Consider the following 16,150-nt stretch of genomic DNA (forward strand, 5'->3'; position numbering starts at 1 on the left):
ACAAAAAAAGCGGACAAATGTCCGCTTCCAATATATGATATTTTCTTTTACGATCTCAATTCAGCATTAAACTCTTTTTGGAAAGATTTAATTAAAGAATCCATTACGTGAGAAATTTCTTTTTCTTCAAGAGTTTTTTCTTCGTTTAACAATTCGAAGCTCATTGCGTAAGACTTCTTACCTTCCGGAAGATTTTTCCCTTCATACACATCAAAAAGATTAATGTTTTTAATGAATGGAGATTTATTCTTTTTAGCCGTTTGATATAATTCCTGATAAGAGATATTCTTGTCAATCAATAAAGCTAAATCTCTTCTGATTTTGTTGAATTTAGGTATATCTTTAAACTTCAATTCGTTTTTAGAACGCAATTCCTGAGCAAATTCAAGCTCGATTTCTGCATAGAAGCATTCCTGGTCTATATCAAAATCTTTCAGCATTTGAGGAGCCACTTTTCCGATTCTTACCAAAGTTTTATCTTCAGATTTATATTCAATTGCGTCAGAGAATCTTTCGTCAGACAAAGCAACTTCTTTATAATCGATCGCTAATCTTTCAAGCAAAACTTTCACATAAGCTTTCAGATTGTAAAAATCTGTAGCAGACTTTGGCTGTAACCAGTTTTCAGCAACATTTCTTCCTGAAACCAAAATAGCCAACTGTTTTCTTTCTTCGTACTTCTCTCTTTTGTGGTAGATTTTTCCGAATTCAAAAAACTTAATATCCTGATTTTTTCTGTTGATATTGTACACTGCATTCTGCAAAAGTCCTTCTAATAAAGACTTTCTCATAAATGCCAAATCACCGCTTAAAGGGTTTAATAATTTTACAGCATCAGTTTCGTCTTTTACAGAAGTTAATGAGTTGTTCATTACTTCGTTGAAGCCTAAACTCTGTAAAGTTCTTGCCCAAGAATTTTCCAGCTCATCCTGATCGTTTGCACTTAATTTTACAGGAGTAAATGAAATTTTTTGTGGAGCGTCGATTTTATTGTACCCGTAGATTCTTAAAATCTCTTCAATAACGTCGATTTCTCTTGTTACATCGGCTCTGTATGCAGGAACAGAGATTTCAAAACCATTTTGAATATCATTTAAAACCTGAATTTCCAGTGCTTTTAAAATTTCTTTTACTTTTTCTCTGTGAATTTTTGTTCCTAAAATCTGTTCGATTTTTGAAAATCTGATGATGATATAATTATCCTCAATTTTCTTAGGATATTCTTCCAATAACTCTCCTGTCAACTTTCCTTCAGCTAATTCTTCGATCAATTTGATGGCATGAGTAATGGCCGTTCTTGTAATATTAGGATCCACTCCTCTTTCAAATCTGAAAGAAGCATCGGTATTCAAGCCATGGAATTTAGCTCCTTTTCTTACCGCAACCGGATTGAAATAAGCACTTTCCAGGAAAATAGTTTTTGTTTCATTAGAAACTCCCGAATTGGCACCACCGAAAACTCCCGCAATACACATCGGATTATCTTGTCCGTCTTTAATAATGATTTCAGAACCGTTTAATGTTCTTTCAACACCATCCAAAGTCGTAAATTTTGTTCCTTCTGCAACAGTTCCTACTTTCACTTTTTTGTCTGCAATTTTATCTGCATCAAAAGCGTGAAGCGGCTGACCGAAACCGTGAAGAATATAATTGGTAATATCTACAATATTGTTGATCGGGCTTAAACCTATTGCTTTTAATCTGTCTTTTAACCAAGCCGGAGAATCTGCAACTTTTACGTTTTCGATCACTGCACCGATGTATCTTGGTGTTAATTCAGTATCTTCCACTTCAAGCGTAAAGCTGTGCGAACCTTCATTATTTAAGGCAACAGAAGAAACTTTTTCAAACTCAGATTTTTGCTGGTTTGTTGAAAGGAATGCATGAAGATCTCTTGCAACCCCGTAATGTGACATTGCATCGGTTCTGTTTGGCGTTAAACCAATTTCAAGAACTTCATCATTCGTTAATTCAAAATAATCGGCAAAGTTTTTTCCTACTTCATATTTGGTTTCATCTAAAACCATAATTCCGCCGTGATCGTCACTCAAACCTAATTCGTCTTCTGCACAGATCATTCCCTGAGAAACCTCACCTCTGATCTTTGCTTCTTTAATTTCGAAAAAACTTCCGTCTTTAGCATAAATTTTAGCTCCCACTACTGCAACAGGAACAGTTTGTCCTTCTGCAACATTAGGAGCTCCACAAACGATATTTAAAACTTTTCCGTTTCCTACATCTACTGTGGTTTTGTTTAATTTATCAGCATTCGGATGTTTCTCACAAGTCAAAACTTTTCCTACAACGATGCCTTCAAGACTTCCCTTTACACTTTCAAATTGATCGATTCCCTCTACTTCAAGACCTATATCGGTAAGAAATTCACCGATTCTTTCGGTTTTCAGTTCTGTTTTGATGTAGTCTTTCAGCCAGTTGCTTGATATTTTCATTGCTAGAATTTTAAAAATTTAGTCTTCAGATTCTGTATTCATCATTTTTAACAACTATGAAACACCTCTGAATTTTGCGTCTACAAATGTCGTGTTTTTTTAAGAAATACCGAAATTCAAAAAGGTTAAAAAAATCATATTGGGATATATTTAGGTTGAGAAAAGGAACTTTTCATTTTTATGGAATTTTCAAATTGCTTCTTTGTAAACATCTCATTTTAGGAATTTGTTTTATATTTGAAAATATGAAACTCATTTATTTATTTGTATTTATTCTGATCAGTCAAAAAGCAATTAGCCAGCAAATGGTTATTACCACAAAAGACAATTCTAAAATAAATATTAAAATAATTGATAGCTCAAAAATCGCAAACTTAGTTTCCTCATTTTCAGGTAAAATAGATTCTTTAAAGTTTAAAAACTGGACTTCTAAAACCTATACTTTAAACAATAATGAAATCATTATTGAATTTTTTGACAGACAAGGTGCTTTGATAAATAATGAAAATGACTTTAATAAAATCAAAGATGTTCGATTTGTTAAAAACCAAATTTGGAATTTAAGAAAGAATATTTCTTACAAAACAGAACTTTTATATGAGAAAGGTTTAAGAATTCTTCAAACGCAAAAACCAAAAAGATTAACACAGTTTGACGAAATCTACGGACTAAAAAAAGATGGAGTTTATGAATTGAAAAACGGTCAGATTTTATTTTTAAATGATTACGGAACAAAAAAATATGCCGGTATCTATCCTGATCTTAAAACTCTTTCATCAGATGAAGTAAATATTTCAGAAATATATTACAATGTCGATAATGAAGAAGATTTAATGAAAAAACTCGCAAACGGTGATGCAATGCTTGACTATGAACCTAATGAACATCATATTTATCCGAATTATATTGATGACTTGATTAAAAATCATCAATTAAAATTTTTAGAAGACAAAGTTTATATTAAAGATTTCTATGCTAATCTTTATAAATCTGACAAAAATGGTTATTACTTTCTCATCGATGAAGTCAATCAAAAAAATGGCGCAGGAAGCAAAATGAAAATCGTTGAAGTAAATATTTTTGAAAATCTTTCTGAACTAAGAAATGCACAAGCTGAATATGAAAAATTTAAAAATAATCCCAATATTTCAGAATATTTCTATCAAAAAATTTCAGATCAATATGGAAAGAATTTTATAAAAAATATCCTGGATTTAATTGATAAACTTTCAATTGTTTTAAATATTGAAAAAGAAAAATTAACATTTGACTATAACGGACTTGAAACGGTGGATGAAGCGATCATCTGGAATCATGACAACACTCAACTATTTAAAAGTTGGTTCCCCTCAGTTTTAGCGTTTTACGGAGAATATTACATTAAAAATGTAAAAGAAAGCCAATGGGTTGTTGAACTTGATGAAGAATCGAAACTTTGGATTCCTAATATAAAACTGAGCAATGGAGATTTTGCCTGGGATGCAGGGCAACTCTATAAAGGTCTTTTTGAAGGTTCTGTGAAATTACAATGGCTTGAAGAATGGAAAAGGCCTAATCAGTAATATTTATTATCTCTCTACAGCCTCACTTTTCTTAAAAGCATCTACTTTCAGGTAAGAATCATTCTCTTCTTTTTTCTTTTTATCTGAAATTAAACTTCCGAGATTATATAGATAAACCGTACGCAGAAAATGTTGAATGGTAACATTTATATGATAATTACCTTCGGCATTTATCCTAAAAATTGAGAATAAACATATTACCAAAAAAAGAAAAATATCATTGGAAATTTTTCCGTTCTCAATTTGGGAAAGCTTTCCCTCAAACTGGTTTGCACTGTCGCAACTTGGGAAAGTCTCCCCGGAAACAGGTTTGCCTCGTCCCAAATTGGGAAACCTTGCCTCTAAAGTGGTTTGCTAAAATTGCAGATAAAAAGCACAGAAATTCAGTATTAAATTTAGCATACTTAATTAAGTAGTTGATAGGTTTTAGTTGACGGTTGATAGTTTGAAATTCAAAAAATTTAAAAACTAATAATCAGTCATTAAAATGCTAAAATAACTTATTGTGGTTCGAGTTTTAAAGGATTTGTATTATATTTGAAAATAAAAATTGAGTACACAGCAAAAAGCTTAAAATGTAAAAACCAATTTTTGTACTCTTTACCTAACACAGTCAACTCTATATTTTGAAAAAAATTTTCGTCTTAACCTTTACTTTTTGTACTTGGATCTGTTTCTTTTCTCAAAACACGTATGCTTTTTTCGGCTCTTTCAATTGGGATAAAAATACGGAAGGGATTTATGTTTATCAATTAGATACTATTAGCGGAAATTTATCAAAAGTGACAGCTGTTACCGGTATTTTAAATCCTTCGTTTCTTACAGTATCGCCTAATGGAAAATATATTTTCGCATGTACTGAAAGTAAAACCGAAAATGGGGGAAGTGTAAGTAGTTTTGAGTTTAGACCTGAAAACAAATCGCTTACTTTTATCAACAGTCAAAAAAGTGGTGGTGAAAATCCGGTGTATCTTACCGCTCATAAGAATGGAAAATGGCTTGTGAATGGAAACTACACAGAAGGAAGTATTTCTGTTTATCCTATTTTAGAAAATGGAAAAATTGAACCTTATGTACAAAATTTTCAGTTTTTGGAAGGAAGTATAGATCCTGGCAGACAAAAACGTTCGCATATTCATTCTACTGTTTTTTCTCCAAACTTTGATTATATCTTTTGTCCTGATTTGGGAGCAGATAAAATCAGAACCTATCAATTTAAAAATGAAAACGACCAACCTTTACAAGAAGCTGAAACTGCTTTTACAAAAACAACTTTAGGAAGCGGACCGAGGCATTTTACGTTCCACCCCAACGGAAAATTTGCTTATTGCATTGAAGAAATGGGAGGCGCAGTAAGTGCATATTCTTACGAAAACGGGAAACCGAATAATCTACAACGAATCAATACCCATTCAGAAAAATATAAAGATAATTTTGAAAGTTCTGATATCCACATTTCGCCCGATGGGAAATTTTTGTATGCCTCAAACCGTGGAAAAGAAAATAATATTGCCATATTTTCAATTCAGAACGATGGGAAGTTGAAAACGGTAGGTTATCAGTCAGTAAAAGGTAAACATCCAAGAACATTTAATCTTGACCCAAGCGGAAAGTTTTTAATTGCAACCAATACCGGAACCAGCAACGTGGTTGTGTTTAAAAGAAATTTTGAAACAGGATTATTAAAAAAAGTTGGTAAAAAAATCAAAATAAAAAATGTTTCTTGTGTACAAATAAAGAAATACTAATTCACTTAACAAAAGATTTATTTTCTTATTTTTGGTTCTCATTTTTCGAAACATTACAATCATGAAATATATTTTAAGTTTAGGTTTACTTCTGTCTGCACTTTTCTCTTACGGACAAAACTATCCATTTGCCACAGAATTTGTTAACGGTAAAGTAATTCTTAAAGATTTATCTGAACTGAATGGACAAATAAAATGGTATCCCAGCCAAAATGATAAATTACATTTCAGATCAGATGAAAAAGAAAAACCCGCAAAATATACTCCCAATGAGATTACAAGCTTTTCTGCTGAAAACTTGAAGTTTGTTCCTTTGTATAATTTCAAAGCTTACGCTGACAATTATGCATTAGTTGGAATCCCAACAAAAATTACAGAGACATTTGGAGAAGTGATTTCAGAAGGAAAATTCAATATTTATTTTACGTCAATCAGAGGATATAATGCAATTGCAAGAACGTTAGAAGATTATCCTAATTTTGTATTTCAGGATGCTAATGATGCTGAAAAAAAGCTCTATGCTTATCCTTTCAGACTTAGAATGAAAGAAAAGAAATATGAAAAAGCAAAAGAAGACCTTTATATTCTTTTTAAAGATTACCCAGAAATTGTTGACAAAATAAAAGCTTTCAAAAAAGAAAACGATTTTTTAGAAATCATCAAAATGATTGAAGATGTCAACAAATAAAAAAGAGCTATTATTTACCTTCCCACAGAATCACTTTTCTTAAAAGCATCTACTTTTAGATAAGAATCATTCTCCTCTTTTTTCTTTTTATCTGAAATTAAAATTCCAAAAAGATGATCAATTTCGTGCTGGAAAATAATTGCCGTAAAACCTTCTACCATTTCTGAGAATTTTTGCCCTTTCAAATCAACATATTCCAGTTGAATGACTTTACTTCTGTAAAACTGATCATGAAAATCGGGAATTGATAAGTCTCCTTCCGGGCCGAGATTCTGTAACTCTGACCTCCAGGTAATCACCGGATTGATGAAATATTCCAAAGGCTCTCCTGCTTTGTCAAAACGTTGTACCCAAATTATTTTTCTGTTGATCCCTACTTGCGGAGCGGCAATTCCTACTCCACCGTCAGTTGAAAGAAGTGATCTCTCCATTCTTTTGACCAAAGTTGCCGTGTTTTTGTCAAGCGGATTAATCTCGGTAGAAAGGTTCAGTAAAGTTTTATGTTGATGAGCATCTGTGGTCTGATAAATCGGCAAAGCTGAATTAATATCACCCTGATTGATTAATGAAATTTCGCTGGAAGTCAATTTCTGAGCATTAATAAAACCGATGAAAAGTATGAAGAGTATGGAGATTTTTTTCATTTTTAAAAGAATGTTGAGCAAAGATAACCATTGTCTTTTAAAAATAATGTTTGTCATTCTGACGAAGGAAGAATCTCGACTTCATTTTTAGAAATTCTTCACTTTGCTTACTTTTTTCAGAATGACAACTTTGCAATAAAAAAACGGGCTAAAGCCCGTTTCTATTGATATGTTTTCTTGAAATTCTTACAGAAATCCAAAGGATTCGACGGAGTGAATGACAAACTTTGTATTTATTTATAATCTCACGCAGATTTAGCAAATTAAGCAGATAAAAAAATCTGCAAAATCTCCATAATCTGCGTGAGATAAAAACTTGGTTCTTTTAACTTTTAACCTGTCTCTTTTTAATACGTTTTCGTCATATCCGCAGGAATAATCAGATTATAATCTGTCGGGATGTATTCTTTTTCAGGAATTTTTAATTCATCATCTTCAGATTCAAAAACAGAGATCACCGCCATTTTCAGATTCGGGTTTTTCTGTTTGATGTACCAATAAATTCCGCCAAATTCTTTACTGTGAAAGTTTCCGTTGTAATGAATAAATGTTTTTCCTGGTTGTAAATTATTTAGAATAGATTCTGCCATTGTAGCATCTTTTGTCGCCTGAGCTGAAATAAAATTCATCACTTTGGTTCCTTCTGCATGGTCGCCCATCATTTTTTTCATTTCAGGATAACCCGGCGTGTCTAAAGTAACATTGATCGGCAATTGTGCAATGTAAGACTTTTCTTTTTCAGTCAGTTTATTTAAAGACTCCAAACCTTCTTTTGCCGTCTGTGACGCGTATTTTCTTGGAATATTGGTCGCAATAAAGTTTAGATTTTTATCTTTTGCAAAATCAACCAAAGGTTTGTAATCTGTGGTAAAGTTATTCCACAAACGAACAGAATCTTTCAGACTTTTAGCTTCAATTTTACCGGCAAGATATTTATTAAGTTGCGGCTGATTGTCTCTTTCAAACATTTCGGCACCCAAAGTGATCTGCTTATTTTTTTTGTCGTAAAGCCCTTCTGTAACTTTTAACTGAAGCCAGTGTACGATCGAATTATTGTGAAGTTCCCCAAAGAAAACAACATCGTAATCAGCAAGCTGCTTGATTAACTTCTCTGTTTTAATGGCTTTTCCTTTTTTATTGTAAAACTGATAAGGTTTAAAATTCTGCGCTTTGAATGCAGAAAATCCTAAAATCAATATGGCGATAAAAATATTTTTCATTTTATTTTTTTGATTTTTTTAAACACAAATGGAACGAATGACTTAACAAATATCACAAATAATTATTGATTATAAATTTACAAATTAGTGCTATTCGTGAAAAAACATTTGTGAAATTTGTGTTTAAGTTCAACAAAAAAGACCGTTTTGAATCTTCAAACAAAACGGTCTTCATCCAATCATCTAATTATTTATTTTTCAAGATCTGCTACCAGATCTTTCCATTCTTGTAATTCAGGAATTCCCGGTTTTCTTTTTCCGAAGAATTGTACAATAAATTCACCTTCGCTGTTGAATACTTCGATTGCTGTAACTTCACCATCTTCAGTTGGTTTTTTCACGATCCAGGCTTCAGCGATTTTGGTTACATCTAAATGTAAATTGAAATCAGGATCCATTACATTAAACCATTGTTGGTGCCACATTGTTTTTTTCACTTCTCCGGTATGGATCTGAATAATTCCTCTGTTTCCAACGAAAACCATGATCGGAAGTCGTTTTTCAGAAGCATCTTCCAAAACATTTACCACTTTTGACGGATCAATTTTTTTAGCATAACCTTCCGGAGCTAATCTCAAAGCCTGAGTTCTTGAAACACCGAATTTTCTGGTCATCATAAAGAAATCGTGAGTATCTTTCAATTCTGTCCAGGCTTTTTTGAACCCTTCAGCATCGATTTCTGAATCTTCTTTTTCAGGAGCTTTTAGAGCAACTGCTTCAAATTCGAAAACTTCATTCTGATCTTCAGCTTTAAATTGAGCAACGATAGGATCGAAAGCTTCAACATTGCTGTCTTTCGTTAAATAAATTTTGTGAAGTGCTAAACCGTCTTTTCCGAAGAACTGTAGGCTTTTTTTATCCCCTTCAACCACAGCAAAAGCAAATTTCCAGTGGTTTTGAAAGATTCTCAAATCGATATCTTCACCTACAAAAAGCTGTGCATGAGGACTACTGAAATCACCGTTTAAGTAAGTTCCTTTTCTTTCGTGAACGCACTCGTCGTTTCTTGTTAGAGCCATTACTTTTCCCAATTTTTCAACTTCTGTTAAGATGTTTGCAAATTCAGGTTTCAAAACGGTTACTTCTTCTCCTACATTAGTTAATAATAATTCTGCTTCGCTTACACCCAATTCTGCAGCGGCATTTCTTATTCTTAAATGTGGATTTTCTGCTTTCAGAGCTTCCCATTTTTCTTTAAGGTCGTTAACTATTGTATTCATTTTATTTATTTTTTTATGGTTAAAATTGTGTAATTTCTTTTGATTAATTCGTCTCCGGTTTTGCTTTTTATTTCTTCTTCTTTCTCGGAAATTTTCATTCTTTTAAAAAAGCTTTTAGAAACCGTTTCCTCCATTTCATCCGAATTGTAAAGGGTAAAATCGAATTGAGTGAAAGGTAGAGTTTCCATGAAATCTCTTTGCCCGAAAGTAAGAACAAATGTCCCGTTGTTTTTTAAAACTCTGTAGATTTCATTTAAATATTCTACCGGATTTTCCCAGAAATAAACGGTGTTTACAGTGAATATTTTATCGAAAGTTTTATCTTCAAAAGGCAGTTTCGTTCCTTCATACAAAACAAAATCTGCCTGATTTTTAAATATTTCATTTAATCTTTTAGCTTCAAGATGCATCGTTTCGGAAATATCAATTCCGGTGTACTTTATGTTTTGAGCTAAACTTAAAAGGCTTTTTACGTGAGCTGCATTCCCATGACCAATTTCAAGAATATGCTCATCATCTTCAATTAAAAGAGTTTTGATGCTTTCCAACGTCATTCCGATGTTGGTTTCATTCATCATTTCTCCAATCTGAATACCTTTTTCACCTTGAGGATTGGCAAGGTTTTGCGCTAATATTTTTAAATCTTTTTCTTCCATTTATCCAAAAATAATCATAGGGTTTGAATTGACAGGATGCGGACAAATAGTGCAAGGAAAGTTGTAAGCCTGCGAAATAGTTTCGGAAGTAAATACTTCTTCCGGCGTACCGTAAGCGGAAACTTTTCCTGATTTCATCAATAAAATTTTATCTGCAAACTGGGCGGCCAAATTCAGATCGTGCAAAACAACAATGGCTGAATTGGCATTTTGTGTAAATTTTTTTATGATTTCTAAAGCTTTGTACTGGTGTTTTACATCTAAATTATTTAATGGTTCATCCAGAAAAACAAGCTTATTCTCAAGCTCATTTTCAAGCTGCGCCATTACTCTCGAAAGATGTACTCTTTGTTTTTCACCACCCGATAAAGTATTGTAATCTCTTTCTTTAAGATGGTAAACATCGGTCTCGTACATTAATTTGTTCATCGCTTCGAAATCTTCTTTTCTTGGCTGAGAATCAAAATAAGGATAACGTCCCATCATCACCACATCTTTTACTTGCAAAGGAATTTCGTTGGAATTGTGCTGAGAAAATTTGGCTTTGTGTAAAGATAATTCTCTCACTTCCCAATCTGAAATGTCTTTATTTTTAAACATTATTTTCTGTTTTCCCTGCTTCACCTCATTTGCCAAAACACTCAGCAAACTCGATTTCCCAGCTCCATTTGGACCAACAATAGCCAAAAAGTCGCCGTAATCTAAAGTGACATCTACATCATTCAGAATAAAAAATTCTTTATGCTTATAATCAATCTGACGTGCCTGTAACATTAGAATGATTTTTTAAATTTAATTAAAATAGCGATAAAAATAGGTCCTCCCATTAACGCCGTTAAAATACCGATTGGTAATTCTGAAGGCTGTACAATGCTTCTGCTAAAAGTATCTGCCACCAAAAGTAAAATACTTCCGCAAACTGAAGACAACGGTAAAATGAAAGTATAATTCGATTTAAATAAAAGCCTCAAAATATACGGTACAATAAGACCTACAAAACCAATCGTCCCTGAAAATGCAACGCAGGTTCCGATCATTAAAGCCGTTAAAATAACAATCTGCTTTTTTAATCTTTCAACATTAATTCCTAAATGCTGTGCATCTTTTTCACCTAACATCATTGCATTCAAAGCTTTTCCTTTTGGAAGAAGAATCGTGTAAGAAATGACAATTACGATTGCCAAGACGATGTTTTTCGTCCAAGTTGCCGCCGCTAAACTTCCCATATTCCAGAAAGTAAGATCTCTTAACTGCTCGTCTTTAGATATATAAATCAAAAAACCTGTGATAGAAAACCCGATTGCTGTAATTGCAACACCACTCAACAACATCATCACGACATTTGTTTTTCCACCACTTGTAGAAATCCTGTACACCAACATCATTGCTAATAAAGCTCCTATGAAAGCCGAAATACCCGTTAATGAAAACTGTACCATTTCAGGAAGATATTCTTTAAAATGCCCTCCTAAAACAATTGCAATTGCCGCCAATAAAGTAGCTCCCGAAGTAAGACCTATTAAATCTCCCGTTGCCAAAGGATTTTTGAACATTCCCTGCAAGCTCGTTCCTGAAACCGCCAACATACTTCCCACCAAAATTGCCATCACAATTCGAGACGCTCTTACATCCCAAAGTACATATTTGTCGCTTAACTGCAAATTGGGATCGCCTTGAATAAACTGACCTAAAATCTTAAAAGGCGAAACGCCATTGAAATCATATACACCAACATAAAGTGCCACAATTGCCAGTATAACCAGCAAAAGGGCACTAGAAATTAAATAAATGTATAATTTATTTTGTGCTTTCAATTAAAAGTTTGTTTAATGATAATGCTGCCTCACCCAATCTAGGTCCGAAACCTGAAACTAAACCTCCATCCATTGCGATAATTTTTTTGTTTTTACCGGCATTGGTTTGAGAAACACCCGGCATTTTTAATGCACCTTCGTTTCCTCCCGATCCCTCAAGACCTGTTGAGAAGAAAAATAACACATCCGGGTTTGCTTTTACAACCGCTTCCGGAGTTAAAGGTTTGAAATCTTCAAAATCATTGATTGCGTTTTCACCTCCTGCAAGATTAATTAAAGCTGCCATAGGCGTATTTTTACCAGAAACCATCATCATGTTTCCTCTTGCGTAGATGAACAATACTTTTGGCTTTTTAGCCATCGGCTGGATTTGTTTTAAATCTGCATCAATTTTATCGTTTAATTTCTGATAATCTGTATTTCCTACCGCTTTTGCAACATCAGCAATTAGTTTTTTGGTTCCGTCAACTGTATATTCCTGCTTGAATAATTCAGTTTTGATGCCAGAAGCTTTGATTTTGCCTAATAAATCCGGGTTGATATCTTTATCTGACGCCAGAATTAAAGTAGGATTTACTGCCATAATCGGCTCTATCGTCATCGATCTTACGTGACCTAAGTTTTCGGCTGTTGTTTTTAAAGATTCCGGATAAGTACTGGTAACATCTGTAGCTACAATTTCTTTTTCGTGACCAAGCGCTGCTACAATTTCTGTAATACCACCGCTAATAGAAACTATTTTATTATTTGTTTTTGGAGCTTCAGCAACAACTTCATTTCCGTTTTCTGTCGGTTTTTGAACTTCTTTTTTGCAAGAATACACTGCCATTAAAACAGAAGCTGCAAGGATGAATTTTTTCATTTTTATTTACTCTAATTTATTTTTAAATTATAAAGGTTTGTATTCGAAAGTTGGAAAACCTCTTTCTCCAGCCTGTCCCTGACTATCAGTTGTAGCTTTTGTAATTCTTGTAAATCTTAATTTAAAGAAAAAGCCTTCTGCATCTCTCACCACATAAAAGCGGTCACCGTACACTTCCAAACCATTTGCTCCTACAGGATTTCTCCAATTTGAACCAATTACACGCTGATCATTACTAATAAATTTAGACTGATCAATATCAGAAGTTTTAAAGTTTGTATAAGCTTCAACTCCTGATGATGTTGAAGGAACAACTACTTCGTAAGCTGCTGCACCACCAACATTATTTAATGTTACAAAATCTGCATAAATATAACTTCCCGCTCCGGTAATTGTATTAGTGAAAACCGTAAAACAGATATCCCATCTCTTTTTTTCTGGTTGAATAGAAACTTCCGAATTATTTTTCAGGCTAACAAAATTGTAATTGTATGTAGCATTTTTGTTTATTGATAATTCTTTGTGAGATGTAGAATTCAGTGCTGCGTATTTCACTTTATATCCTGTTCCAGATCTCACTACCTGCACTTTCATCCAACCTCTATCATCTCCTCCAGTTACAACTGATCCAACTGGTACTGAACCATTATAAACTTCTTTACCCATATTTACAAGATAGACTGCATTATCAGAATCATTCGCTTTAATATCTTCAATTGCCGTATAACCTACAGGAATATTACCTTTTACATCATCAATATAATTAACGTTTGAAGGATTGAAATTGGCAACCTGTACCTGAGTTTTAAGAGTTGCTACACTTGCTTCAGTTACCAAATCAATATTGGTAGCACCCTCGATTTTTCCGGCAGCCATCATAATTGAAGAATTTAAAATTACTTTAAACTCGTTTCCAGAATAAAATCCCAAATCCCAATTGGATCTTTTGGTAAGAATTTCTGTTTCTGTACCTAAATCAAACCAGACCTGATTGGGCTGTGTAGGCCCTCCTACATCAGGATCAACTCTTGCACCATCTGATTTAGTAACCAAAACCGGATCTTCGTTGTCGTTAATACAAGACTGCGAAATAAAAGAAGTACCAATTAATAGGCAAAATAGTATTTTTTTCATTTTAATTCTTATTAAAAATTATAATTTAATCTGGCAAAATAGCTTCTACCATAGAAAAGATTCTGTTGATCTGCAGGTCCGTTGTGAGAATTACCAGCTTGTACCGTATTTCGTACGCTTGTTACATCAAAGATGTTTTTAATACCTAAACTAACTTCGAAATGATTGTTAAAGAAAGGTTGACTCACCGTAAAATTAAGCATATTAAACCCTCCGATTTCCCCTAAAACATATTGTCCCGGATCTTGTGGATTCTGAGCATCAGTTCTCAATGTATATTTTCTTTGCTCACCTGAATATTTGTAATAAAGCGCAAATAATGTTTTGCTACTTGAAAGTGTATAATTGGCTGCAAAATTTGCTTCTGCATAATAATTATAATCATCTGGAGATGTAAGATTTCCTGAATTTAAAGCCTGAGAAATCCCCATCACTGAAACTCCTGCATTCAACGTTAAATCACCTTTTCTTACATTGACACCTCCACCAAATAATAATGATCTGTAATTATTTACATTCAGATAAGTAATTTGTAAAGGGCTGTTATTAATAACGACATCTTCAATTCTATTCTTCACATCAAGATACATTCCTGAAAGACTGAAATTGAATTTCCAATTGTTTGAGTTTGTTAATGCATAATCCCAAAATAAACTTGCAGAATATCCTGTTTCCGGTGTAAGATTTTCGTTACCTCTAATATCATGATTATTATCAACAACATAAGTATATAGCTCATCGTATGTTGGAAACCTGTTTGCCGAACCAAAAACTGCACGAAGATCTGATTTTCCTGAAGTTTTGAATCTTGCTGTTGCAGAATAATTGTATTGAGAATCAAATTTATCGCTTAAAGCCATACGTACTCCGGGACGTAGTGATAACCAATCATTTATATTCCATTCAGCAGAAATAAAATTGGCATAATTGAAAATAGTTCTTTCAATATTGATTCCATTATTATTACTTTCAAATGTTGTAGCATCTGCAAAGCCTTTTGTTCTGTCTAATTCGTAACCTAATTGGAAATTGATTTTTTCATTATCTAAAAAGTTACTGAACATCCCCCTTGAATACAGTACATCAGATTTATAAAAAGTTTTTTCCGGCTGTCTGGAAACCTCTTGTCTGTTAGGAACATCATAAATATAATCCTGAGATTTTCTTTCCTGACTTTGGTAAGAGAAATCTCCATGATAATTGATTCTACCTATTTTAGTTTGAATATTAAACTGATGAATCCATCTTTTTGTATTGTAGTCAATATCTTCCGAAGTATATGTTCTATTTCCTTCCCCAAGATAATCTTCAATGACTAAAGGATTATAGTAATTTATTTTTTCTGAAAGAAAATTTAATTTATAAAATAAACTTGTGTTTCCTTTGCTATATCTTACGGCTCCATTTGCTGTAACCATATCTTTGGGTTGCCAGTCATAACCTCTTTTCCCATCATTGCTTTCGTTGAAATATTTGTAGCCATTTAAAAGACCTTTATATCCTTGAAAATCATTATGGTTAACATCTGCAGTTACCGACCAATTATCATTAATTCGATATCCTAAATTTAAAGATTGAATATGACGACCATTTCCTTTTTTGAACCAATCGTAATCTTTTCCAACTGTTTCTTCCTGAAGAGATGCAATTGCCGTAAATTTCTTTGCGTAATTTTTCTTTGTAATAATATTGATAACTCCAGCTACTGCATTATTACCATATTCTACACCCATTGAGCCTTTTACAACCTCAATTCTTTCCACATTATTTACATTCAACTTGGTAAGGTCTACCAAATTACCCATTCCTTCGTCAGTTACTACGGGAATATTATCAATAAGGATTTTTGTGTAAGCACCACTCAATCCCATAATATTTGCGTTAGAATTTCCTGAACCTCTGCTTGGTTCTATTAAAATGTTTAGATTTTGATTAAGAACTTCTGCAACATTCGTTACAGCCATATTTTTAATTTGCTGTGCATCAATCACCTCAACTTTATAAATTGATTTGTTGATTGATTGCTGCATATATTGTCCGGTAATGACAACTTCTTCTATTTTTTTCTGATTTAGAGAATCTTTTTCCTGTGCATTTATCCAAAAAATTGCAGATAATGACACCACTGAAAACACCTTCTTCTTCATAAACT

The 16,150-nt window shown here is 33.1% G+C and carries 14 protein-coding genes; 3 read left to right on the top strand and 11 right to left on the bottom strand.

All coding sequences use genetic code 11. The features are described from left to right. Nucleotides 1–47 precede the first annotated feature (47 nt). Nucleotides 48–2,450 carry a phenylalanine--tRNA ligase subunit beta gene (gene pheT / locus OEW74_RS13555; RefSeq protein ID WP_265428984.1) on the bottom strand — a complete coding sequence of 801 codons (2,403 nt, stop codon included), beginning with the start codon at nt 2,448–2,450 and terminating at the stop codon, nt 48–50. Between the two features lie 245 nt (nt 2,451–2,695). On the opposite strand from pheT, the gene OEW74_RS13560 reads away from it, so the two are divergent. After that, a complete protein-coding gene (locus OEW74_RS13560; protein WP_265428985.1) occupies nt 2,696–4,012 on the top strand; it encodes a hypothetical protein in 1,317 nt (438 codons plus the stop codon). Nucleotides 4,013–4,018: 6 nt separating this feature from the next. Here the strand turns inward: OEW74_RS13560 and OEW74_RS13565 are convergent, their stop codons facing one another. Beyond that, a complete protein-coding gene (locus OEW74_RS13565; RefSeq protein WP_265428986.1) occupies nt 4,019–4,336 on the bottom strand; it encodes a hypothetical protein in 318 nt (105 codons plus the stop codon). Between the two features lie 299 nt (nt 4,337–4,635). Between OEW74_RS13565 and OEW74_RS13570 the strand changes: the two genes are divergently transcribed. Next, a complete protein-coding gene (locus OEW74_RS13570) occupies nt 4,636–5,760 on the top strand; it encodes a lactonase family protein (protein WP_416207910.1) in 1,125 nt (374 codons plus the stop codon). A 61-nt stretch (nt 5,761–5,821) separates the two neighbouring features. Continuing rightward, on the top strand, nt 5,822–6,448 hold the full coding sequence (locus OEW74_RS13575) for a hypothetical protein (RefSeq protein ID WP_265428988.1): 627 nt from the start codon (nt 5,822–5,824) through the stop codon (nt 6,446–6,448). Nucleotides 6,449–6,462: 14 nt separating this feature from the next. Here OEW74_RS13575 and OEW74_RS13580 read toward each other — a convergent pair whose 3' ends face one another. From OEW74_RS13580 to OEW74_RS13620, 9 genes are all read right to left on the bottom strand, one after another. After that, nucleotides 6,463–7,092: a peptide deformylase gene (locus tag OEW74_RS13580; RefSeq protein WP_265428989.1), complete on the bottom strand. Its 630-nt coding sequence runs from the start codon at nt 7,090–7,092 to the stop codon at nt 6,463–6,465. A 347-nt stretch (nt 7,093–7,439) separates the two neighbouring features. Then, nucleotides 7,440–8,312, bottom strand: a complete 873-nt coding sequence (locus OEW74_RS13585) for a ChaN family lipoprotein (protein ID WP_265428990.1) — start codon at nt 8,310–8,312, stop codon at nt 7,440–7,442. A 191-nt stretch (nt 8,313–8,503) separates the two neighbouring features. Further along, entirely contained in the window at nt 8,504–9,532 is a 1,029-nt protein-coding gene (locus OEW74_RS13590; protein WP_265428991.1) for a hemin-degrading factor, read from the bottom strand. Between the two features lie 5 nt (nt 9,533–9,537). Continuing rightward, the gene (locus tag OEW74_RS13595) at nt 9,538–10,188 is read right to left on the bottom strand and encodes a class I SAM-dependent methyltransferase (protein WP_265428992.1); all 651 of its coding nucleotides are present in this window, start codon (nt 10,186–10,188) and stop codon (nt 9,538–9,540) included. After that, nucleotides 10,189–10,962, bottom strand: coding sequence for a heme ABC transporter ATP-binding protein (locus tag OEW74_RS13600; RefSeq protein WP_265428993.1), 774 nt, complete (start codon nt 10,960–10,962; stop codon nt 10,189–10,191). It lies immediately after the preceding gene. Continuing rightward, nucleotides 10,962–12,002: a FecCD family ABC transporter permease gene (locus OEW74_RS13605; RefSeq protein WP_265428994.1), complete on the bottom strand. Its 1,041-nt coding sequence runs from the start codon at nt 12,000–12,002 to the stop codon at nt 10,962–10,964. Before OEW74_RS13605 ends, OEW74_RS13600 begins: the two co-directional genes overlap by 1 nt. Continuing rightward, nucleotides 11,986–12,864 (bottom strand): heme/hemin ABC transporter substrate-binding protein, encoded by an 879-nt coding sequence (locus tag OEW74_RS13610; protein ID WP_265428995.1) that lies wholly within the window; start codon nt 12,862–12,864, stop codon nt 11,986–11,988. The genes OEW74_RS13605 and OEW74_RS13610 overlap by 17 nt, the downstream gene beginning before the upstream one ends. Before the next feature lie 27 nt (nt 12,865–12,891). Then, entirely contained in the window at nt 12,892–13,998 is a 1,107-nt protein-coding gene (locus OEW74_RS13615; protein ID WP_265428996.1) for an HmuY family protein, read from the bottom strand. Between the two features lie 11 nt (nt 13,999–14,009). Next, nucleotides 14,010–16,145 (bottom strand): TonB-dependent receptor plug domain-containing protein, encoded by a 2,136-nt coding sequence (locus OEW74_RS13620; protein WP_265428997.1) that lies wholly within the window; start codon nt 16,143–16,145, stop codon nt 14,010–14,012. Nucleotides 16,146–16,150 lie beyond the last annotated feature (5 nt).

The organism is Chryseobacterium sp. YIM B08800, assembly GCF_026163565.1.
Lineage (GTDB): Bacteria > Bacteroidota > Bacteroidia > Flavobacteriales > Weeksellaceae > Chryseobacterium.